This is a genomic window from Flagellimonas zhangzhouensis (assembly GCF_900102925.1).
GTDB lineage: Bacteria > Bacteroidota > Bacteroidia > Flavobacteriales > Flavobacteriaceae > Flagellimonas > Flagellimonas zhangzhouensis.
On record NZ_FNKI01000007.1, the window covers coordinates 52,526 to 75,865 of the forward strand.

At 39.5% G+C, this 23,340-nt stretch carries 22 protein-coding genes; 6 read left to right on the forward strand and 16 right to left on the reverse strand.

All coding sequences use genetic code 11. The features are described 5' to 3' along the window. Positions 1–207: 207 nt before the first annotated feature. Positions 208–2,667 carry a GDSL-type esterase/lipase family protein gene (locus tag BLQ18_RS16620; RefSeq protein ID WP_245668176.1) on the forward strand — a complete coding sequence of 820 codons (2,460 nt, stop codon included), beginning with the start codon at positions 208–210 and terminating at the stop codon, positions 2,665–2,667. Here BLQ18_RS16620 and rimO read toward each other — a convergent pair. Further along, complete coding sequence (gene rimO, locus BLQ18_RS16625) at positions 2,664–3,965, reverse strand: 30S ribosomal protein S12 methylthiotransferase RimO (protein ID WP_090299542.1); 1,302 nt, start codon at positions 3,963–3,965, stop codon at positions 2,664–2,666. The two genes, BLQ18_RS16620 and rimO, sit on opposite strands and share 4 nt — an antisense overlap. 127 nt (positions 3,966–4,092) lie before the next feature. Between rimO and BLQ18_RS16630 the strand changes: the two genes are divergently transcribed. From BLQ18_RS16630 to BLQ18_RS16640, 3 genes are all read left to right on the forward strand, one after another. After that, the gene (locus tag BLQ18_RS16630) at positions 4,093–5,187 is read left to right on the forward strand and encodes a serine hydrolase domain-containing protein (protein WP_090299679.1); all 1,095 of its coding nucleotides are present in this window, start codon (positions 4,093–4,095) and stop codon (positions 5,185–5,187) included. A 130-nt stretch (positions 5,188–5,317) separates the two neighbouring features. After that, on the forward strand, positions 5,318–5,743 hold the full coding sequence (locus tag BLQ18_RS16635) for a hypothetical protein (RefSeq protein ID WP_090299546.1): 426 nt from the start codon (positions 5,318–5,320) through the stop codon (positions 5,741–5,743). Continuing rightward, on the forward strand, positions 5,727–6,497 hold the full coding sequence (locus tag BLQ18_RS16640) for a tetratricopeptide repeat protein (protein ID WP_090299549.1): 771 nt from the start codon (positions 5,727–5,729) through the stop codon (positions 6,495–6,497). Before BLQ18_RS16635 ends, BLQ18_RS16640 begins: the two co-directional genes overlap by 17 nt. A 41-nt stretch (positions 6,498–6,538) precedes the next feature. On the opposite strand, the gene BLQ18_RS16645 is transcribed toward BLQ18_RS16640, so the two are convergent. From BLQ18_RS16645 to recR, 11 genes are all read right to left on the reverse strand, one after another. Then, positions 6,539–8,200: an amidase family protein gene (locus BLQ18_RS16645; RefSeq protein WP_090299552.1), complete on the reverse strand. Its 1,662-nt coding sequence runs from the start codon at positions 8,198–8,200 to the stop codon at positions 6,539–6,541. An 8-nt stretch (positions 8,201–8,208) separates the two neighbouring features. Next, entirely contained in the window at positions 8,209–9,165 is a 957-nt protein-coding gene (gene ftsY, locus BLQ18_RS16650) for a signal recognition particle-docking protein FtsY (protein WP_090299682.1), read from the reverse strand. Between the two features lie 179 nt (positions 9,166–9,344). Continuing rightward, positions 9,345–9,497: a DUF4295 domain-containing protein gene (locus BLQ18_RS16655; protein ID WP_090299557.1), complete on the reverse strand. Its 153-nt coding sequence runs from the start codon at positions 9,495–9,497 to the stop codon at positions 9,345–9,347. A 35-nt stretch (positions 9,498–9,532) separates the two neighbouring features. Continuing rightward, positions 9,533–9,715 (reverse strand): 50S ribosomal protein L33, encoded by a 183-nt coding sequence (gene rpmG / locus BLQ18_RS16660; protein ID WP_031444791.1) that lies wholly within the window; start codon positions 9,713–9,715, stop codon positions 9,533–9,535. A gap of 28 nt (positions 9,716–9,743) precedes the next feature. After that, positions 9,744–9,971: a 50S ribosomal protein L28 gene (rpmB, locus tag BLQ18_RS16665; protein ID WP_090299560.1), complete on the reverse strand. Its 228-nt coding sequence runs from the start codon at positions 9,969–9,971 to the stop codon at positions 9,744–9,746. A gap of 72 nt (positions 9,972–10,043) precedes the next feature. Continuing rightward, on the reverse strand, positions 10,044–11,291 hold the full coding sequence (locus tag BLQ18_RS16670) for a competence/damage-inducible protein A (RefSeq protein ID WP_090299562.1): 1,248 nt from the start codon (positions 11,289–11,291) through the stop codon (positions 10,044–10,046). Between the two features lies 1 nt (position 11,292). Continuing rightward, positions 11,293–11,631 (reverse strand): Hpt domain-containing protein, encoded by a 339-nt coding sequence (locus BLQ18_RS16675; protein WP_090299565.1) that lies wholly within the window; start codon positions 11,629–11,631, stop codon positions 11,293–11,295. Continuing rightward, complete coding sequence (locus tag BLQ18_RS16680; RefSeq protein WP_090299568.1) at positions 11,631–12,242, reverse strand: fumarylacetoacetate hydrolase family protein; 612 nt, start codon at positions 12,240–12,242, stop codon at positions 11,631–11,633. Before BLQ18_RS16680 ends, BLQ18_RS16675 begins: the two co-directional genes overlap by 1 nt. Before the next feature lie 27 nt (positions 12,243–12,269). Next, positions 12,270–13,043, reverse strand: a complete 774-nt coding sequence (locus BLQ18_RS16685; protein ID WP_090299571.1) for a 3'-5' exonuclease — start codon at positions 13,041–13,043, stop codon at positions 12,270–12,272. A gap of 73 nt (positions 13,044–13,116) precedes the next feature. Next, on the reverse strand, positions 13,117–14,469 hold the full coding sequence (locus tag BLQ18_RS16690) for a dihydrolipoamide acetyltransferase family protein (protein ID WP_090299573.1): 1,353 nt from the start codon (positions 14,467–14,469) through the stop codon (positions 13,117–13,119). A gap of 79 nt (positions 14,470–14,548) precedes the next feature. Beyond that, positions 14,549–15,169 carry a recombination mediator RecR gene (gene recR, locus BLQ18_RS16695; protein ID WP_090299578.1) on the reverse strand — a complete coding sequence of 207 codons (621 nt, stop codon included), beginning with the start codon at positions 15,167–15,169 and terminating at the stop codon, positions 14,549–14,551. A gap of 76 nt (positions 15,170–15,245) precedes the next feature. Between recR and BLQ18_RS16700 the strand changes: the two genes are divergently transcribed. Beyond that, entirely contained in the window at positions 15,246–16,727 is a 1,482-nt protein-coding gene (locus BLQ18_RS16700; RefSeq protein ID WP_090299581.1) for a sodium:solute symporter, read from the forward strand. On the opposite strand, the gene BLQ18_RS16705 is transcribed toward BLQ18_RS16700, so the two are convergent. Beyond that, a complete protein-coding gene (locus tag BLQ18_RS16705) occupies positions 16,711–17,070 on the reverse strand; it encodes a CoA-binding protein (RefSeq protein ID WP_090299584.1) in 360 nt (119 codons plus the stop codon). The genes BLQ18_RS16700 and BLQ18_RS16705 overlap by 17 nt on opposite strands. Before the next feature lie 377 nt (positions 17,071–17,447). Here BLQ18_RS16705 and BLQ18_RS16710 point away from each other — a divergent pair, with 377 nt between their 5' ends. After that, on the forward strand, positions 17,448–19,895 hold the full coding sequence (locus tag BLQ18_RS16710; protein WP_090299587.1) for a TonB-dependent receptor: 2,448 nt from the start codon (positions 17,448–17,450) through the stop codon (positions 19,893–19,895). 253 nt (positions 19,896–20,148) lie between these two features. Here the strand turns inward: BLQ18_RS16710 and BLQ18_RS16715 are convergent, their stop codons facing one another. The 3 genes from BLQ18_RS16715 to BLQ18_RS16725 form a co-directional block, all read right to left on the reverse strand. Then, entirely contained in the window at positions 20,149–21,156 is a 1,008-nt protein-coding gene (locus BLQ18_RS16715; protein WP_090299590.1) for a 3-oxoacyl-ACP synthase III family protein, read from the reverse strand. Positions 21,157–21,252: 96 nt separating this feature from the next. Beyond that, the gene (locus tag BLQ18_RS16720; protein ID WP_090299594.1) at positions 21,253–22,563 is read right to left on the reverse strand and encodes an ABC1 kinase family protein; all 1,311 of its coding nucleotides are present in this window, start codon (positions 22,561–22,563) and stop codon (positions 21,253–21,255) included. Between the two features lie 9 nt (positions 22,564–22,572). Then, positions 22,573–23,229, reverse strand: coding sequence for a TetR family transcriptional regulator C-terminal domain-containing protein (locus BLQ18_RS16725; RefSeq protein ID WP_090299598.1), 657 nt, complete (start codon positions 23,227–23,229; stop codon positions 22,573–22,575). Positions 23,230–23,340 lie beyond the last annotated feature (111 nt).

Here is a 23,340-nt window from a genome sequence, read left to right on the forward strand (position 1 = left end):
GATTTTTATTTCTTAAGACTTTCGGTACTCGCTTTTTTTTTATGATGTTCGCCATACCAAACCATACTTTTATCAAGGCCAGTGAGGCAGATTGAACTAGACATCGAATACCTTCAGCAACGTTTCCCCAACGGTGTCGTTAGCACATACCATAAAGGTCATGTAATTTGCAATATCCACTCCAAAGTCCAAACCTTCAGATGGCTTTTGCAGGGTACTTTCGACTATTTCACTGCCATGGAAGCACCAGAAAACGAAGTACTGGTCTGTCAAATTTCGGAGCCCATGAGCACTTTGGGTCTAAATGGGCTCAACGAACGGAAACGCTATACCTATAAAATTGTGGTTGCTTCGGATGAGGCCCTCTTTTTTGAAGCGCCCATTGAAGATGTTTTGGACTTTTTACATGCTGATGTTGAAAATGATGTTTTAAGCAAAATTTCCAGCTCCCTTTATCACCAGCTACGCCATGCCTTATTAAAGCAAACGGATCTGCTGCAAGCCGCCAGATACAAACCATTGCGTAAAGACCGTGAATTTTTTGTGAGCCCAGAAGCCGAAAAATCGGAAGTGGTATCCTTGATGCGTCGTTCTCCGTTTTTAGATCATTTTGAGGAAAAGCATTTATCCCAAATTGCTGCCATTGCGGAACGAAGGGAATACGAACCCGACGAAGTCCTATACATTCAAGATCGATTGACCAATGGCTTGTTTATTCTCATCCACGGTGAAGTGGATATCAAACGCATAGAGGGTAATATTGAAATCCACCAAAGGGCCATCAACAATCCTGGATTTATCTTTGGTTGGTCGTGCACTTTGGGCGAAAAAGATATTTGCTCTGCTGTCACCACCCAGAAAACATCCCTCTATTTCATCCATCAAAAAGATTTATTGTCCCTTTTACATAAGGACAAACTATTTGCCCAAAGCTTTTTTATGCGGTTGCTATGGTTAATGGGCAATCAAATCAATGCAGCTTTTGTGCGCTACGTCGGACTTTTAGGAAAACACAATTTGCAAGCGGTTTTTCAATTGATAGAGAACAATAAATCCCGATTAGCACTTTCATCCCCCCTGCATCAGGTTGCCCATTTACTTTCCAACACCAACACCAAACAATTGGCCTACGATGCTCTTTCTGATTTGATCAGCAAAGGCTCGCATTTGGAACGACATATTGCCTCCTTAAGTTTGGAGCTCCTTCAAGAGGACATGCAAGAGCTAAAGTTTGCGAAAGGACTTCAACATATTTATGAAACCGTTGCCGAGAAACACAGCAAAGACCCCGAAGCCATCCGAAAGGCCTGTGCCAATGCTACCAGTGAAGTTTTCGACCATACTCCATATCACATTGAAGGTTGGGAAAACCTGCCCGATAAGAGCGGATGTATATTTATATACAATCACCTATACAACCATTCCTATTATACGCTGAACAATAAATTTCAAATTACCTTGGACTCCCACTTTATCAGCGCCAAGATTTTGAATGATAAATACGGTTCCCCAGGTATTCGAACGGTTCGAATAGGTCGTGGTCAGGAATACGGTCATCAGAATTATTACAATAAATTGGGATACATTAATGTGTACACCAAAGAATCGGAAACGGTTGACAAACAAAGTAAAAAAGAGACCCGAAGTATATTTTATAAAACGGCCTCTGACTGTTTAAAAAGTGGGCAGAATTTGGTCATAAGTCCAGAGGGCACTTCGTATTCTACCGAAGAATCTCCAGGGCCATTTAAAATGGGCGTGTTTAAATTGGCCATTACGGCAGAACCTGAGCCCTATATTGTTCCGTTGGTATTGGCGAATTTTGATAAAAGAATATCCGATGGACCATTGTATTGCAAAATACTTCCGCCTTTTAAATTGAGCGAAACCCTGCCCAACAAGGATATGGATTCGCTTGCTAAGTTTGTGAGATACTACCAAGAGTCCTATAAAAATTACGTGGACCAAGCCCGAAAGCGTGCCGAAGAACTTTTAATGGCTCCAGTTTCTACCATATCGGAAGAACCGCCAGAAATTTGGCGCAACGAAATCAAGCGATTAAAGCGTCGCGTAGCCACTTTAAAGGAAAAAGAAGACCTTATTATTTTTTATGGTAGTTCTTCCGTGCGACTTTGGGTAAGCATGAAAAAAGATTTGGAACCTTTTAATGTGATGAACCTTGGATTTGGTGGTTCCACTTTTGCATGGTGCATCCATTATTTCGATGAAATTTTTGATGGTGCAGCACCTAGCAAAATTGTACTCTACGCGGGAGAGAATGACCTTCATCAAGGAAAAACGCCTCAAGAGGTCTTGAACGATTGCAACAAATTGGTCGGCCTTATTCAAAACAAATACCCTGAAATTCCTTTAGCTTTTGTGAGTTTAAAACCAAGTATTGAGCGAGAGGCCATGATTCCATTGATCATTGAAACCAATCTTTTACTTTCCAAATATGTAATCGGGGAATTAAATGCGCAATTTATTAATGTGTTTGGACAAATGATCACAGCGGACAACCGACCCAAACCCGAACTCTACATGTCCGACGGATTACACTTGAATAAAAAAGGGTACGCCATTTGGAGCGAAGTGATCAAAACTGCATTGCTCTCGGTGGAAAATCCAGTAGAACAAGAAAGTATCAATCTTTTACAAGACCGTTAGGCAGGCTCCCCGTACAAATCGTAATCGGTGGCATCCACAATTTTAATGTTGACGAAATCACCGATCTTCACATAGTGTTTTGTGGCATCTATCAAAACCTCATTATCCACATCAGGTGAATCGTACTCGGTACGCCCCACAAAATGATTGCCCTCTTTTCTATCGATGATACAACTGAACGTCTCGCCAATTTTTTCTTGGTTCAATTCCCAAGAAATCTGTGATTGAATTTCCATAATGGCATTGGCGCGTTCTTGTTTCACCTCTTCGGGAACATCATCTTCGAGATTATAGGCATGGGTATTCTCCTCGTGACTATAGGTAAAACAGCCCAAACGCTCAAAACGCATTTCTTTTACCCAATCTTTCAAAATCTGGAAATCTTCTTCGGTCTCCCCAGGATACCCCACAATTAAAGTGGTACGGATGGCCATTTCGGGAACAGCCGCTCTAAATTCTTGCAACAACTTGGTGGTTTTTGCTTGGGTAGTTCCACGACGCATACTTTTAAGTATGGCATCTGAAATATGCTGCAACGGAATGTCGATATAGTTGCAAATTTTAGGCTCATTGCGCATCACATCCAACACATCCATCGGGAATCCTGTTGGGAATGCGTAGTGCAATCGAATCCATTCAATTCCCCCCACTTTAACCAATGCTTGTAGCAATTCGGCCAAGTTTCGTTTTTTATACAGATCAAGACCATAATAGGTAAGGTCCTGTGCTATCAAGATCAATTCTTTCACCCCTTTGGCAGCCAATTTTTCAGCTTCTGCCACCAAATCCTCAATAGGTGTACTCTTGTGTTTTCCGCGCATCAATGGGATGGCACAAAATGAACAAGGGCGATCACAACCTTCGGCGATTTTTAAATAGGCATAGTTTTTTGGAGTTGTGGTCAAACGTTCCCCAATTAACTCATGCTTATAATCCGCACCGAGTGCTTTCAATAAATTGGGCAAGTCGCTGGTTCCGAAATATTCGTCTACATTCGGAATCTCCTTTTCCAAATCTGGTTTATAGCGCTCACTCAAACATCCAGTGACAAAAACCTTGTCCACATCACCAGATTCCTTTTTCTGAACATACTCCAAAATAGTATTGACGCTTTCCTCTTTAGCATTGGCAATAAATCCACAGGTGTTGATGACCACAACATTGCCTTCCTCTTCATGTACCACCTCTTTGTTGTTGGCACGCAATTGCCCCATCAACACTTCGGAATCGTAGACATTCTTGCTGCAACCCAAGGTTACCACATTGATCTTGTTCTTCTTTAAGGATTTTGTCCGCATAGCTGCTATAATTGGGGTGCAAAAATACAACAACACAGCGCATTACGTCGATTTGCATGCATATTTTTCATACCTGATCGTTAAACTTATAGCTCAAAGTGGAGTCAAAAAGCTAAAACACAGCATAATGAAACACTTACCATTCTTATTTTTTGCCAGTTTGTTCTTTTTTATGAGTTGTAGTAGCGACAACGAAGTGGCTGACATTGACCCAGGACCAGAAGCAAGTGCATTGTATTTCCCTCCAATCGGTGGTTCCGAATGGGAAACGGTTTCTGCTTCGGATTTAAGTTGGAATTCTTCAGCTGAATCGGAACTCTATGATTTCTTGAACGAAAAAGGCACTGATGGCTTTATCATTTTGAAAGATGGAAAAATTGTGGTGGAATGGTATTTTGGCGATTTTATAGCCAGTGACAACCATTCATGGAATTCTGCTGGCAAAACTTTGACAGCCATGACTGTTGGTATTGCCCAAACAGAAGGGTTCTTATCCATTGAAGATTCCTCCCAAATTTATTTGGGCGAAGGTTGGTCTATGCTTACTCCAAAACAGGAAGCCAATATTAAAATTCGCCATCATTTGACCATGACCACGGGATTGGATTATACGGTGGATGATCCTTTTTGTTATGATCAAGAATGCCTTTTATATAAAAACGAACCTGGCACCTATTGGTACTATCACAATGCCGCTTATACCATTTTGGACCAAATCATCACCAATGCGACTGCAACAGACTTCAAACAATATTCCTATCAAAAAATACGGGACAAAATTGGTATGCAGGGCAATTGGATAAAAGTGGGGTACAACAACCTGTTTTTCAGCAATACCCGAAGCATGGCCCGTTTTGGACTGCTCTGTTTGAACCAAGGCACTTGGGACACTGTTGAAGTTTTAGCTGACAAGAGTTATTTTACCGAAATGACCAACACCTCCCAAAACCTCAACTCCTCCTACGGTTATTTATGGTGGCTGAATGGAAAAAGTGGATTTAAAGCTCCAGGTTCAGAAGCCAATTTTCAAGGGGAGTTAATTCCCAATGCTCCAAGCGAATTGATTGCAGGACTTGGCGCATTTGACCAAAAACTGTATTTGGTTCCCAGTGAGAATTTAGTCGTTGTTCGGTTGGGCGATGATGCGGGTGAAAGTCAATTGGCATCTTCTAGTTTTGACAACCAACTTTGGGAAAAATTGAATGCTTATTTCAACAATTAGAAGCTTTTGTTCCATTCGTTTAGATTGAAAGTCTATAAAAGGTTATCTTTTACTTAATTTACATTTGAACCAAATTGGGTTTATAAGGATGTGTCCTGTCTTTATATTAACAAGTTGTATGCGACCAATTATGAAAAAAATTCTATTTGCATCCATAATCTTTTTAACAATTAATTTTTTTTCACAGAAAAGTGATGATTGTGACGATCGAACTGTTGCTTATTGGTGGAATGGCACAAACAGCAGAATTGCGGGAGAAGTCCCTACGTTAAAAAAGACTTTTGGAAAAATTCAGCAATCCGAAACCGAAATTGAACCAAAAAATGGGTTTATCACTATGAGATTGAATATCTCTAAAACTAGCAAGCTTTGTGACATCCAAACATTTCAAATTGATAAAAATTATAAAAAGACTGAATTTAACAACGGACAATTGGCACTAGAATTAGAGAAAATTGCACTTGGATTAAATGATTGGAAAAAAGATAAAAATTACAAAACGTACAACCTAATCAGACTAAAAATTCAAAACGGGAAAATTGAAGAAATTTTTTAAAATAATTGGCTTTATAATTGGTTTCATTTTAGTCCTCATAATAGGTTTTGGAATCTACATCTACTTTTGGAATGAAAATAGGATTGAAAAATCTAAAGAATTATCTCTCCGCATAGAAAATTTTGAATCGGAAGACAGCGACGAATACATGGAATACTCTGTTGCTTTTAATAAAGCTGGAGATTTTGAAAGAGGATTCAAATTTTTAAACAAAGCTGTAGAACTTGACCCAAAGTTACATTTAGGATATAGAGGTTGGATAAGATTAAGAAAATTGCGTGATTATGATAAAGCTCTTGAGGATTTCAACCGTCTTGACAGTTTAACACCTAAATTCATTGATGCCCCTTGGGGAGAAGACATCGACTTTTTGCGAGGAGAATGCTATTTTGGAAAAAAGAATTATCAAAAAGCTATTGAATTATTTAATCGAAATATAGAGAATCAAAAAGAGGATTGGGTTGACATTCACAATTTTATATATCTAGGACATTGCGAATACAAACTAGGTAATTACCAAAAAGCCAATACTGAATACCAACGAGCCTTAAAACAGACCGAAAATATTCCAGAAGCCTATTTTGGAATGGCAAAAGCCTATCAAAAACTTGGACAAATCGAAAAAGCCAAAGAAACCATTTTAAAAGCTGAAAAAACTATTCATTACAAAAGAGATGATATTTACAATGAGTTTTTAAACGAAATATATCTTTCTGAAGTAATAGAATTTAAACAACAATTAAATAAAATATAGCTGGTTGCAAAATGGCTATTTGTAATTCCCTAACCACCTACTTAATCCCTATACCCCTCTGGAATCTTGCGGGCATGCGTCAAATCTTCAAAGGCTTTTCCAATTTTCAACAAATGTACTTCTGAAAACGGCTTTCCAATAAACGTCAACCCCTTGGGTTGTCCTGTAGGCATATAACCCATCGGAATGGTAAGTGCAGGATATTCGGCAACGGCGGCGTAACCTGCATGGTAATTATTAATACTCAACACAGCATCCAGTTGCTTATCTTCCATAATTTTGAAGTATGCTCTCCCCGATGCCATTAAATTTTTCTTGATGATTTCAAATTGTTCTGCCGTGGTTGTATCGGCTAAAATTCCATCAAAACTACCTTGACCATAAGGAATTCGAACCAAAGAATCTTGTTTGTTGAATTCCACCACATCTGCTACAGATGCCACTTTTACCACATCTTTATTTTTCACTTGTGATTCAATGTAAGCAGGTAAATCTGCTCTCATATCCAAATTCAATAAGGTAGTAAATCCATCCAATTGCACATCTGCGGGTTCAAACTCGATGATTTGGGCTCCTGCATTGCGTAAAATTTCCACATTGGCAGCATATAACGAATCTCGTTCCAAAAGGTTCTTCATTACACCCAATCGGATTTGACTTAGTTCAGCTGGATTTTCCCAAGTCGCTTTAACATCAGTTTCTGGAGCTACCGATTTAAAATCGGCTTCGTCCTTGCCCAACATGGCATCCAACAAAATGGCATTATCGGTCACGTTTTTGGTCATGGGGCCAGGTGTATCCAACGTACTTGAAATCGGAACAATGCCCGTTCTACTCAACAATCCGATAGTCGGTTTCAATCCCACAATGGAACTGCTACTTGATGGCGATAAAATACTGCCCGAAGTTTCGGTACCTACAGCACCGACTGCATAGTTGGCAGCGGTTGAAGTTCCGCTTCCTGCGCTGGATCCACCTGTATCAAAAACGCGTCTTCCGTAAGGATTCAAGGTTTGTCCGCCAACAGCACTCTGACCGTTGGGGCAGCCTTGACAAATAAAATTGGCCCATTCACTTAGGTTTACTTTCCCTAAAATCAAAGCGCCTTTTTCTTTCAAACGCTCCACAATAAAGGCATCATCGGTTTGACTTTCCTTTAAAGCAATAGCTCCAGCAGTGGTGTGCATTTCTGCTGTTCCCACATTGTCTTTCAACAAAATCGGCATGCCATAAATAGGATGGTTCGTTCCTTGGTTTTTGTCCAACGCCCTAGCTTCTTCCAATACATTTGGATTTAAAGCGATTACCGTGTTCAAAGTAGTATTATTAGGCAGTTCGTATTCGTAGATTCGGTGCAAATAAAACAACACCAAATCTTCATAGGTAAAAGTTCCTGCTTCAATTTGGCTTTGAATGGAGGGAATATCCTGCTCCAACACCAAAGGTTTCATTTTTTCGTACTGCTCTTTGGAGAATTTGGATACTTCTTCATACAAAGGCAAAAACACCTCATTCTTGTCCAACACCTTACTTTGAATGAACTTGTATCGCATTCTTCTGCTTTCGTTCTCTGCATTTGCAGCTACCTCCGAAGAATCGTTATAGGGTGTCCAAAGCGTAACTTCTTCCTTGGGTGTTACGTCCTTTTGTTTACAGGAAACAAAAGCTATCAACGCCAAGGAGCACAAAAAAAATCTGGTCATAAGGTTATTTATAGTTTAAAAAACGAATCAACAAATTCGAACTTATTGAACACTTGCAAGTCTTCTATCCCCTCACCTACACCAATGTATTTTACGGGAATTTGGAATTGATCGGAAATTCCGATTACCACACCCCCTTTGGCGGTACCGTCCAATTTGGTCACAGCTAAACTGGTTACTTCGGTTGCTTTGGTGAATTGTTTGGCTTGTTCAAAGGCATTTTGTCCTGTGGAACCATCCAACACCAACAATACTTCGTGCGGGGCATCAGGCACAACCTTTTGCATAACCCGCTTTACTTTGGAAAGCTCGTTCATTAGGTTGACTTTATTATGCAAACGTCCCGCAGTATCTACCAACACCACATCTGCATTTTCAGCAACGGCAGAATTCAAAGTGTCAAAGGCTACGGAGGCAGGGTCGCTTCCCATTTTTTGCTTTACGATGGGCACGTCCACGCGCTTGGCCCAAACTTCCAATTGATCTATGGCCGCCGCACGGAACGTATCTGCAGCACCCAACACCACTTTAAAGCCTTTATTCTTGAATTGATGGGCCAACTTTCCAATGGTCGTGGTCTTACCCACTCCATTAACACCTACCACCATGATCACGTATGGTTTTTTGTCTGTAGGCACTGTGATTTCGGAAGCATCGCCAGAATTTGTTTCGGAAAGTAAACCTGCAATCTCTTCCCGAAGTATTCCGTTAAGCTCATCAGTCCCCATATATTTATCACGGGAGACACGTTCTTCAATTCGTTCAATGATTTTTAAGGTCGTATTTACCCCAACATCGGAAGTCACCAATACCTCTTCCAAGTTATCCAATACCTCATCATCTACCTTGGATTTCCCTGCAACGGCCTTGCCCAACTTACCAAAAAAGCTACTTTTTGACTTTTCAAGACCTTTGTCCAAGGTCTCTTTTTTCTCCTTGGAAAATATATTTTTGAATAAGCTCATCTTGTGTTCTTTGCTAATGGTCAAAGATAGGAAAGTAAGGGGAGTTTTGTTAATACAATATGTTCCTTGTGTTGCAATTGGGAAGTTTTTTAATTGCATCAAGTATTTCCAACCAAAAAATTGGACATAAAAAAAAGCCGCTTAAAAAGCGGCTTTTCTATATGGTCTAGGATAAATCCTTATTTCTTGTTCAACCAGTCGTTTACCATTTCTGGGGCCATTACCGACTCAACGAAGGTATATGCACCAGTTTTTGGAGACTTCACCATTTTGATGGCTTTGGTCAATCTTTTGGATGACGACTGAAGTGTTGCTACTGTTTTCTTTGCCATGGCTTATATTTTTCTGCCTTTCTTAAAAAGACGAATTACTTAATTTCTTTATGAACGGTCATACGCTTTAGAATCGGATTGAATTTTTTGATTTCCATCCTATCTGGCGTGTTTTTCTTGTTCTTGGTGGTAATATACCTAGAAGTACCTGGCATACCAGACTCTTTGTGTTCTGTACACTCTAAAATTACCTGAATCCTATTTCCTTTCTTTGCCATTGTATTGTACTTAAAATGCTTTTACAACTTACTTTTTGGAGTTGATTTCCTTCAAGACAGCAGAGATTCCTTTCTTGTTGATGATTTTCAATCCTTTTGAAGAAACGTTCAAGGTTACCCAACGATCTTCTTCTTGGATGTAAAACTTCTTTTTAGAAATGTTCGAATCGAACCTTCTCTTGGTCTTATTGATAGAAAAGGAAACGTTATTTCCAAACATCACCTTTTTTCCTGTAACTTCACAAACTTTAGACATCTCCCTAACTTTTGAGTGATTTTATTGAGGCTGCAAATTTATATCTTTTTAATGGTTGTACAAAATTCTTTTTCAGAAATTTAAAATTTCTTTGTACAATAACTCAAAAGCCTTGTTCACAGACTTTCTCACCACCCTTTCGCGAGACCTTCCCATACTGAATTTTTGGGCATAAGTGCCATTTGGCGTACTTATACCTATATATACAGTTCCAACATCGGCATCTGAGTCTCCTTTCGTGGGACCAGCGTTACCTGTTGTGGCAATTCCAAAATCAGAACCTAGTTTTGATTTTACATTTTCAGCCATGGCAATCGCGACTTCCTCACTAACCACAGAATGCTTTTCAATGAGTTCCGCAGGCACATCCAACATATTGATCTTTACCTCGGTTGCATAACACACCACACCCCCTTTAAAATATTGGGATGCACCCGGGACCGAAGTTACCGCTTGAGCTATGCTTCCTCCTGTAAAACTTTCGGCCGTAGCCAAAGTCAGGTTCTTTTGAGCCAACATATTCCCAATCTGCATCTCGATTTCGCCATCCTCTTCTTCACCATATATTATATCACCTATATATTGATATAGTTTTTTTATTTCTGAGGCAATATCATCTTCTAGAGCTTGTTTATCTTTTCCTGTTGACGAAAGTCGTAAACGAACCCTAGAAAAGTTAGGCAAATAGGCCAATTTGATATGTGATGGCAAATTATTTTCCCAATCTTCGAGCTTTTCTGCAAGAGCACTTTCTCCCATTCCATAAGTGAGAACGGTTCTATGTACGATATGCGGACGATCAAACTCTTCCACAATTTTAGGTAGCACAAGATCATTCATCAAGTTTTTCATCTCGTAGGGCACTCCTGGCAATGAAATAAAGGCTGTATTGCCCTTTTTCATCCACATGCCGGGCGCCGTTCCATAAGCATTGTGCAAGACCGTAGCCCTTGAGGGCACCATGGCCTGTTCCTTATTTAAGTCCGATATCGGAGTTTTAATGTGCTTTTTAAACAGCTCTTGAATATGGTCCCAAACAGCTTTATCCGAAACCAGTTCATCATCCAAAAATTGACAAAGGGTTTTTTTGGTGATGTCATCTTTGGTTGGACCAAGCCCACCTGTAATAATGACCACCGAAGATCGGCTATTCGCCTCCTCCAATGCCTGAAGAATATGTTCGCGATTATCTTGTACCGAAGTAATTTGATACACGGCAACCCCAATTTCATTCAAGGCTTTGGAAATAAAGGCCGAGTTGGAGTCTATAATCTGCCCAATGAGAATTTCATCCCCAATGGTGATGATTTCGGCTTGCATGCTATAAATCAAAGTCTTTTTTTAGCTCGGCGACCACTTGAAGGATGTCTTTTTTCAGTTCTGGGAACTTTTGTTCAATTTCACCTAAACTCCCTTCCGATTTACCCAAAGTTTCAATATCCAAAGCCATGGCACGTGTTTGTTCCATTCCAAGGATATCTACATTGGGTTTTATTTTGTGGGCCAACTTATATATATTCTCGTAATCTTTCCCGTTGATGGCTTTTTCAAGTCCTTCCATATCTTCGGGAACTTCTTCCAAAAAAACAGAAATTACGGAAACGATGAAATCATCATCTCCTTCTGCCATTTCATTGATTTTATCGAGGTTGTAAATCATTATCGTACATTAATTTCAAAAATCTTCTCTCCTTCCAACACACCTACAAGGTAGTCATTTGGGCTTACTTTACCAACACCAGCAGGGGTTCCCGTAAAGATAATATCGCCCTTCTTCAACATGAAATAAGTGGAAACATACGCAATGATTTCATCTATCTTCCACAACATCAAAGACGTATTCCCATCTTGTACCACTTCTCCATTTTTTGAAAGGGAAAAGTTGATATTATTCAAATCTTCAAACTTCGTTTTGGGCAACCAATTACCCACAACCGCAGCACCATCGAATCCCTTCGCTTTTTCCCAAGGAAGTCCTTTTTCTTTTAATTTGGATTGAAGATCTCTAGCTGTGAAATCGATACCCAAACCAATTTCATCATAATATTTATGGGCAAATTCTTGGGCAATGTGCTTGCCTACTTTTTTGATTTTCACCAATACCTCAACTTCATAATGCACATCGTTAGAAAATTCAGGGATATAAAAGTCCTGTTCCTTGGGCAATATGGCAGAGTCTGGTTTTATGAACACCACAGGTTCACTTGGGCGCTCATTGTTTAACTCATTAATATGGTCTACATAATTGCGACCTATACAAATCAGCTTCATACTATTTCGGGGGTTATGTTGTTCTAGTTAAAACTTGTTGTTGAGTTTACTCAATTTAATCTGGGTAAGCACTTTTTTGGTGTAAAGCGGAAAATCGGCATTCAATATCCAACCAAAATAACCTGGTTCTTTTTCCATCACCTCGTCCACTGTTTTCCCTTTGTGCTTTCCAAAAGCAAAAATGGGATTTTCATTTTCATCAATCCCAATAAAACCTGCAAAGTCCAAACTTTGTTTTCGTGTGGTAAACTCTGAAAGCTTTTTAATATTGTTTTCCAACTCTGGATAACGATCCAATTGCGCCAATAACACCTCATACGTAGCCAAGGTATCTGCTTCGGCGCTGTGGGCATCTTCCAAACTCTTGTCACAATAAAATTTATAGGCTGCTTCCAAGGTGCGTTTTTCCATTTTATGAAAAATGGTTTGCACATCTACGGACACCATGCTTTTCATATCAAAATCCACATCGGCACGCAACATTTCCTCTGCCAAAAGTGGAATATCGAACCTATCGGAATTAAATCCACCCAAATCGCTATCGCGAATCATGGCATAAATTTCCTTGGAAAGCTGTTTAAATGTTGGCTCGTTCGCCACTTTCTCATCGGAAATTCCATGAATGGCCTCCGATTCTGCAGGAATGGGCATTTCTGGATTCACCAACCAAGTTCTGCTTTCCTTATTTCCGTTGGGATATACCTTTAAAATGGAAATTTCCACGATTCGATCCGTTGCCACATTGGTACCCGTGGTCTCCAAATCAAAAAAACAAATTGGTTTTGTTAGTTGTAATTGCATGTGGGATTTTTAGCTCCAAATAGGAGTTTGGGCTCCTAAATTAAGAATAGTAAAATGAATTACGAACGTTTTCCTAGATTTCCCTGTTAACATCCCAAGCTTCGAGATAATCGGCCACTGTTTTCACGAACATTCCACCTAAAGCACCATTCACCACTCTATGGTCGTAACTGTGGGATAGGTACATTTTGCTTCGGATGCCGATATACTCTCCTTGATCGGTTTCAATAACGGATGGGATTTTTCGAATAGCTCCCAAGGCCAAGATCCCAACTTGTGGCTGGTTGATGATGGGCGTTCCAAAAACACTGCCAAACGAACCTACGTTGGTCACGGTATAGGTACCCTCTTTGATTTCGTCGGGTTTTAATTGGTTGTTTCGGGCTCTGTTGGCCAAATCGTTCACCGTTTTTGCCATACCTACCAAATTCAATTGGTCAGCATTTTTAATTACGGGAACAATCAAGTTTCCATCGGGCAAGGCTGCTGCCATTCCCAAATTAATATGTTTCTTTTTGATTACATTATCCCCTTCCAAGGAAATGTTCATCAAAGGATATTTTTTTAGAGCATGTGCCACCGCTTCCATAAAAATGGGCGTGAAGGTTAATTTTTCACCCTCACGTTTTTCGAAAGCGTTTTTCACCTTGTTTCGCCAGTTCACCACATTGGTCACATCCACCTCCACAAAACTTTGCACATGGGCAGAAGTCGTGATACTTTCCATCATGTGGTGGGCAATTAATTTACCCATTCGGCTCAAAGGAATAATCTCATCTCCCTCTCCAAGCTTAATTGGAGTTGCTTTGGGTTGAGGCGTTTCTTTGGGAGCAGCCGTCTCCACTTTTTCAGTTTTGACCTCTTGCACAGCAGGTGTCTCAACCTTAGCATGACTTCCGTTGGATGAACGGCTTTCGAGATACGCCATGATATCATTTTTGGTCACTCGACCTTCTTTGCCTGTTCCTGCAATGGCTTCCAATTCATCCATGGAAACCCCCTCTTCCTTGGCAATATTTTTAACCAATGGGGAATAAAAACGTTCTGAACTTGAAAAATCTGGTGTCGCAACGGAAACCACTTCTTTCACGCCTGCCATTTGGGTTTCCAGTTCCGCCACAGCTACTGGTTCTGGTTCTGAAACTTCAACAGTATCTCCTCCACCAGCAGTTGTTTCTATATCCCCGTCCACTTGAATAACGGCAACTACTTGACCTACCTTTACCACATCGTCCACATCAAAGCGCTTTTCCAAAAGGACGCCTTCCACTTCACTGGGCACTTCGGAATCTACTTTGTCCGTGGCAATTTCAAAAACGGCCTCGTCCATTTCAATAGTGTCCCCTACTTCTTTTAACCAGGTGGTTAAAGTTGCTTCGGCAACACTCTCTCCCATTTGCGGTAATTTCAATTCAAATTTTGACATATTCGTATTTATCAAAGTGTTTTTGAGTTGTATTTTACAAAAATACTAAAGAAATTGACTTTATTTTGTTTTTTATTCACTAATTAGCTTTGATGGAATTTTCAAAAGGCACCCTGTTCAAGATACTTCTTCCCAAAGTGACCTCATCAGCATATTCCAATTCATCACCCACAGCAATTCCTCTTGCAATGGTAGAAGTGGCGACATTCATTCCTTCCAACTGCCTAAAAATATAGAAATTAGTGGTATCCCCTTCCATCGTGGAACTCAACGCAAAAATCAACTCTTTTATATGGCCTTCCCTTACTTTACTGATCAAGGGAATGATATTCAAATCTTGTGGACCAACACCTTCCATGGGTGAAATCTTCCCTCCCAACACATGGTACAATCCATTGTATTGTGAGGTGTTTTCAATGGCCATTACATCGCGGATATCTTCTACCACACAAACCAAAGTTTCATCCCTTTTGGGGTTGGCGCAAATTTCACACAGCTCGGTATCCGAAATATTGAAACAATTTTTACAAAAATTCACTTCGGTTCGAAGCTTCAACAAGGCATTGGCCAGCAATTCTGTTTGTTCTTCGGGCTGCTTGAGCAAGTGAAGCACCAAACGCAAAGCCGTCCGTTTACCTATGCCTGGCAATTGGGACACTTCGTACACTGCATTTTCTAAAAGTTTCGATGAAAATTCCATAGCATCAAATCTCCTACAAAATTACGATTTTAGCTTTACCAATTTACTTTCTTATTTTGCAATTCAAATTTGACATATGTCCGCAACACAAATTCTATTGCTCATTGGCGCCTATTTCTTGGTGTTGATATTAATTTCTTACTTCACTGGAAAAAACGATTCGAACGCCGATTTCTTTAAAGCGGGCAAACAATCCCCTTGGTACGTGGTGGCTTTTGGTATGGTCGGAGCCTCCTTATCGGGCGTGACCTTTATTTCGGTACCAGGTTGGGTCGGTGATAGTCAACTTACCTATATGCAGGTGGTTATAGGCTACTTGTTCGGCTATTTTGTGGTGGCTTTTGTGTTGTTACCTTTATATTACCGTTTGAATTTGACTTCGATTTATGAATACTTGAATGAACGTTTTGGAGTGGTCAGTCATAAAACGGGAGCCTTTTTCTTTTTCATTTCTCGTGTGTTAGGTGCAGCCTTTCGATTGTATTTGGTAGCCATAGTTTTACAGCAGTTTGTGTTCGACGATTTAGGGGTTCGATTTGAAATTACTGTGGTTATTTCCATTTTACTGATATGGATCTACACCAACCGTGGTGGTATAAAAACCATTGTTTGGACAGATACGCTACAGACATTATTTATGATTTTGGCCGTGATTTTATCCATTGTATTGATCAATCAAGAATTGGGTTGGAGTTTTGGCGAGTTTATGGCTTCCGATGAATTTAAAAATTACAATGCCTTTTTGGTGAATGATGATTTCTTGGCGAGAAATTATTTTATAAAATCATTTGTCGGCGGTATGTTCGTGACCATTTGCATGACAGGTTTGGATCAAGATATGATGCAAAAGAACCTTACTTGTAAATCGTTGAAAGATGCGCAAAAGAATATGGTCTGGTTTAGTTTTGTATTGGTTGGCGTTACCTTTTTGTTTATGCTTTTAGGAGCCCTTCTTTACATTTTTGCACAACGAAACAATATTGGCATGCCACTAATGGATGGTTCGCCAAAAACAGATTTATTGTTCCCTGAAATTGCATTGAATGGCGGACTTGGCCTTGCACTTTCTGTGACCTTTATGCTAGGATTGATTGCTGCGGCCTACAGTAGTGCTGACAGTGCACTCACTTCTTTGACCACATCATTCTGTGTAGACTTTTTAAATGTGCAAAAAAGGGATGAAAAAGCTCAGAAAAAGGTAAGGAAACAAACTCATATCGTTATGAGCATTTTATTAATCATTGTGATTATTGCCTTTAAATATATTTTGAGCAGCAACGTGATTGACAGCCTATTGACTGTTGCAGGATACACCTATGGACCTTTATTGGGACTTTTTGCCTTTGGAATTTTCACCAAACACAAAATAAAGGACAGCTACGTTTGGATCGTTGCTGTAATTTCTGTGGTCACCATTATTTTTGTGGCCAATATACCAGCAGATTATTTAGGCGGTTACCAAGTAGGCTATGAATTGCTTCCTTTGAATGGTTTACTCACTTTTATAGGACTTTGGTTGATTCGTAAAAAGGAAGTCGTTCCTAGTATTGATCAGTAGCCAACATAACCAAAGTACAGGCAACCTCAACCTCAATACCTTCTTCTTCAAGTATTTGATAGAATTCAGGGTTTTCGGTACCAGGGTTAAAAATCACTCGTTTTGGTCGTAAATCCACAATAGATTGATAGTATTCTTTTTGATTTTTTGAGCTTAAATACAAAGTTACCGTATCAATATTTTGAAAATCAACTAAGTTGTCTTTAATTTGTATACTTGATACAGTTCCCCCACGTATCCCAAATGCGGTTGTTTCAATATTTTTGTCAACCAACCTACGAATTGCTAGGTTACTGTATCTTACCGGGTTAGTAGATGCCCCAAAGACAAGTGTTTTACTCATTTGTTAAATTTTATGTTAAAACACACAATTGGTGTGTTAATTATTGTGTTAAACTCGTATATAGACGATAAGGTTTTACCTTAAAATACGTCTATTTGCAAAAATAATATTGTCATTGGTAAGACTGTATTTTTTTATAGTTAATGGTTAGTGTTTAGTATAGCTTATCAATGTATCAACCCCGGTATTTTACCGGGGTTTCTTCTTTTTATACCCTTTGTGTTCTTCCACAAGTATACCTTACATTCCCTGAAAACAAGCAACTTAATTTCCCAATAAATGTTAAAATAAATATTGCTTGTAACATAACCCGAGCCAGGGCGTCTTAATTACATCATCAATCAATCAATCATCATCAATCAAAAAACGAACTACTCATGAGACGAATGAGCTTACTTTTTGCACTCTTATTGTGCACAATTTTCACGAACACAATTAACGCAAACGGTCCCGACGACATTGGTTCCATCAATGGAACAGTTATCGATAATACCCTAAAAGAGCCCGTTGCTTATGCTTCCGTAGTTATTAAATCGGAAGATGGAACACAGACCATTACTGGTGGAATAACCACCGATGATGGAAAATTTGAAGTTGGCAAACTGGCCGATGGCACTTATCTGGTTGAAGTACAATACATCGGTTACAAGACCTATTCCAAAAAACTGGTGATCACCAAAGGTAAACGCAAATTGGATTTGGGTACCATTACCTTGGAAGAACAAAGTCAACAATTGGAAGGGGTTGAAGTGGTCGCCGAACGTACCACCATTGAACAACGGGTTGACAGAAAAGTTATCAATGTTGGGAAAGACCTAACAACTTCTGGAGCCACAGCATCCGAAATCATGAACAACATTCCTTCAGTGAATGTAGATGCACAAACTGGCGACCTTACTCTTCGCGGAAATTCGAATGTTAGGGTTATGGTGGATGGCAAACTGTCCAATATTCCTGTTGCTCAATTGTTGAAACAAATTCCATCAACATCCATAAAATCTATTGAATTGATCACGAATCCATCTGCAAAGTACAATCCAGAAGGAATGAGTGGAATCATCAATATTGTATTGCACAAAAATGCCAATATCGGATTCAATGGCAACATTAATCTAGGGCTCACCAAAGGTGAAGAGGCCAAATTCAATACTTCTTTGGATTTGAATTACCGCAATGGAAAATTCAATTTCTATGGGAACTACGGCAACAATGTTGGGAAGTGGGTAAACGACGGAAGCATTTTGCGTGTGGATGAAAACTCCAGACAAAAATTTGATTTCTTCAACAACAACAAATCAAATCTTTACAAACTAGGAGTGGATTTTTATCTGAACGACAAAAACACGATTTCCTTTTTCACGAATCAAAACCTATATGATGGCAAGGGAGATGGAACAACACAAGTTTCCTATTTTAATGACCCCTCACGTAATGTTACCCAGTATTTGTATGACGAGAGCGACAACCACAGTCAACAATACAACTTTGATTACAAAATGGACTTCAATAAAGAAGGACACAATATCGAGTTGGAAGTGGACCACAACATTTTTAATAGCGGACAGGATGCGAATTTTAGATCCACAGGAGCCTCAACCTATCCTGACTACATGGATTTTGTGGACACGGAACGCACCCAGACCATTGCCAACTTGGATTATGTAAATCCGTTGGATAGCATTTCTAAATTGGAAATTGGTGTGGAATCCAGAAACTTTGAAACCAAAGTAGATTACGCTTCCACTGGACAAACCTTTAATTCAAGTGGGAATTTGGTATCCACCCCATCCACCAAGTTTGTGTATGCCATGGATATTTATTCGGCCTACGCCACTTTTGGACAGACGTATAAAAAATGGTCGTACCAGGTGGGAGCACGTATCGAAAATGTGGAAGTGCAGGCCGATACCAATGCCGTACGTTCCTTTACCGATAAATACACTGAAATTTATCCATCGGCATTTGTAACGTTTAGTCCAAATGAAAAAGACCAATTACAAGTGAGCTACAGCCGCCGAGTGGACAGACCAGGATTAGGTCAGGTTAATCCGATCAGGGAATTTGCTACGCCTTTGATCTCGTCTTTTGGGAATCCGGAACTAGTACCTCAGTTTACAAGTTCTTATGAGGCCAACTATACCAAGCGCATTAAAAATGGTAGTGTTACGGGTGGAGTTTTCTATAGAAGCATTTCGGATGAAATTAACCGTGCCATTTATGTGGACCGATTGGACTTGAACAAAACCATTCTCACCTACGATAACTTTGACAAGACCTCTGCTTATGGCATTGAAGTTTCCTATAACTACAAACCCATTAAATGGTGGAGCATCAATGGTAGTTTCGACCTGTTTTCGCAAACCCAAAGAGGTATAACCGAAACCTTGAACACCACGGACCCTAATCCTACGGAAGATGACATTGTTCAAGAAAACGTAGAAGTGGACAACACCGCTTGGAACTTACGTATGAACAACAGTTTTACGGTGACTAAAAAACTTTCATTACAAGCTTTCGGATTCTATCGAGGAAGAAACAAAAGCATTCAATTTGATGCCCAACCCATGTACTTTGTAAACTTGGGAGCCAGATACAGCTTTGCAGAGGGCAAAGGAACGTTAAGTCTTAATTACAACGATATTTTTAACACCATGCGATTTGCCTTTGAAGGGGATTATCCATACGAACAAGAAGGTGCATTTAATTGGGAAAGTAACAATATTTATGTTGGGGCATCTTACCGATTCGGAAGTGGAAAAAACCGCGCCAAACAACGTAAAAGAAGAGACAGCAACACCAAGCAAGGAGGAGGCGGTATCCTTTAAAATAATTGATTGTCCCTGCAGGAGTGTTGGTTGGTTATTTTGTAGGGGGCACAATCAAAAAACCCCGAACCTTTAGGTTCGGGGTTTTATTTTATTAATGTTTAGATAGAAATTCGTCAATTCGAGTGATTTTGAAACATAGCGAAAAAATTTTATCGAGAATTAGAATTTCAATTTTAAGAATCCAGTTCTCGATACTTTTTCCAATGGAAAAAACTCGAACTGACTCAATTCCTAATTTACTTATATTTTACTACCATCTAATAATAACACTACCCCAAGTAAAGCCACTACCAAAAGCAGCTAAAACCACTAGGTCGCCCTCCTTAATTTTTCCAGCTTCCCATGCTTCGGTCAAAGCAATTGGAATGGATGCAGCTGTGGTATTCCCATATTTCATAATGTTGTTGAACACTTGATCATCCGATAAGCCGAATTTTTTCTGAATGAATTGGGAAATTCTCAAGTTCGCCTGATGGGGAATTAACATATCAATATCCTGTGGGCCTAAATTGTTTTTCTGCAAGCCCTCCATGATCACCTCACTGAATCGAACCACTGCATTTTTAAATACAAATTGTCCATTCATGTAAGGAAAATAAGAAGTATCCTCTGCATCGGCATCTTCAATAATGTCTGTTACCCAACGCTTACCCATCCCTGGTGCAATCAGTGACAATTCTTCGGCATGTTGACCCTCAGAATGCAAATGGGTGGATAAAATTCCTTTGGAAGTATCCTCCTCCCGAGTTACAACTGCCGCTCCAGCACCGTCACCAAAAATCACAGAAACTCCCCTACCTCGGGTCGTCATGTCCAATCCGTGTGAATGCAGTTCAGATCCAATCACCAATACGTTTTTGTACATACCACTTTTAATGTATTGATCTGCAACGGAAATCCCGTAAACAAATCCCGAACATTGGTTGCGGATATCAAGGGCACCAACGGTTTTTAATCCCAAATCACGTTGTACCAATACTCCAGGACCAGGGAAATAGTAGTCGGGACTCAAGGTGGCAAATACGATAAAGTCAATTTCATCCTTATCGATTCCAGCACGCTCTATGGCTCTTTCGGCAGCTTTCACTCCCATTGAAGTGGTCGTGTCCTCCCCTTTTACCACATGTCTGCGCTCCTTGATTCCAGTTCGCTCCTGAATCCATTCATCATTGGTGTCCATAACCTTGGACAAATCATCGTTAGTAACCACATTATCAGGGACGTAAAACCCTAATCCAGAAATTCTTGAATTATACATTTTGAAGTGCTTAAATGTTGAATATTTAAAAAATTCAGGGCTAATAAACGAAAAAGTAAAAAATATATCGCAAAGACTGGATATTTATTAACAGTTTTAATCCATAAACTGCTTAAAATGATTCACCTCTACCTGTGCTTTTAGGTCGTGAAGCAGATTATAAAGTCCAAAAAATGTGCGATTTATATATAAGAAGTGTTTGGAACCTCGATTCCCGTTCATTTTACGAATTTGTTCGTCATTGGAATAGCGTTCGCTGAGGTTGGCGATTTTAGACCAAAACTGCTCATCTCCAAAATCAAAAGTCTCCTTATGAAATGGTGATGTAAATATGGTAAGCATTTCTTTAAATAGCGCAGTAAAAAATTCAAGTTCTTGCTGGGAATCCGTAGGCGTCAGAATTTCCAATTCGTACAATTTTTCCATGAACACCTTTTCATTGTTGATGTTCTCCTCCTTGGCCAATTCAAAATAAGGCACATAAAATTCTTCTGGAATCTGTTTGATGCAACCAAAATCTATGGCAATCAAAGTTCCCTCGTCACTCACCAAAAAATTCCCAGGGTGTGGATCAGCATGTACCCTACGAAGTTTATGAATTTGGAACATATAAAAATCCCAAAGTGCTTGCCCCAAGGTATTGCCCAAATCGGAATCAAAATCGGTTTTGGTAAATTCTCCCAAGTGAACGCCTTTCATCCAGTCCATCGTCAAAATACGTTCACTGGAAAGTTCCTTATAATAGCTTGGAAACTGCATATTGGGAATCACGGCACAGGCTTCGGTAATTTCTTGGCTCTGCTCCAATTCCAAAATATAATCGGTCTCCTCGATCAATTTATGCTCTACCTCTTTAAAATATTTTTCAGAATCCTTTCCTTTTAGGTTGAACATTTTAATGGCCACAGGTTTTACCAAAGCCAAATCGCTGCTTATACTATCAGCTACTCCTGGGTATTGGATTTTAACGGCAATTTCTTTTCCATCTTTCTCTGCACGGTGCACCTGCCCAATACTAGCAGCATTTACCGAATCCTTTTCAAAGGCATCGAAAATCTCTTCGGGATATTTTCCTAAATACTTTTTGAACGTTTTACGAACCAATGGAGCTGACAAAGGCGGCACTGAGAATTGTGACAATGAAAATTTTTCCACATAGGCACTAGGCAACAAGTTTTTCTCCATGCTCAGCATTTGAGCCACTTTTAGTGCACTTCCCTTTAAACTTTTGAGCCCATCATAAATATCTTCTGCATTGTCCTTATCCAAATCCTCTTTGGCATTGGGATTGTCGACTAACTTTTTACCGTAATATTTTACGTAGTTGCCCCCAATCTTCACTCCCGTCTTCACCAATTTGCTGGCCCGCTCAATTTTACTGGTGGGTATGCTGTCCAATGTCTTCATAAGAGTTTACTAGGCGAATTTTTCTTTGTAGAGGAATTTTCCAAAATCTAACACCTTTTCCAAAGGGGTATGCTCAAATATTTGAAATATAGTGGTCACCGATTTTTCAATGGCGATGTCTGTTTTTTCAAATCCAGGCGAACCATCTTCCAACCAAAATTTTAAAATGAAGAGAAATTGTAACCAAGCCCCCTCTGTAAACAAATGAGAACCATGTTTTAGAATTTTAAGCTGCTTTTCTTCATTTTTCTCCTGAATCATTTCAGCAGCAAAATCCTTAACACGAGATCTAAGGCCTTTCAATTGTTTTAGCCCCTCCAAAGAATATTTATGCTCATCCATCACAAACAATACATAACTTCGGTTGAGTGCCAGATTTTCAAAAAAGGTGAAGAAAAAGGTCAACATCTTTTCTTCGTGGGTCATAGCGGCGTAAGACTTGTTCTTTTTGGTCAGGGCAATCGTATTGTCGTAAAACTTATTCCAGATGGTTTGCTGCAAGGCTTCAAAAGAACCAAAAAAGCTATAAAATTCTTCTTCGGTCAACTTGTTCTCCTTGCAAAACTTGAATACGGAACTTGGCATTTTTTCATGTTCCAAAACAGACTCCATAAAAAAGCCAATCAGTTTGTCCTCGGTTAATTTAGTTTTTGAAGTAGTTGCCATATCGTAACTATTTAATAATTGTAAGAATCAATAGATAATTGGCAGGTGACATAAGTATCTAAAGAAAATGCACCTCCTAGCGAAAGTGCATTTCCACAACCTAACCAATAA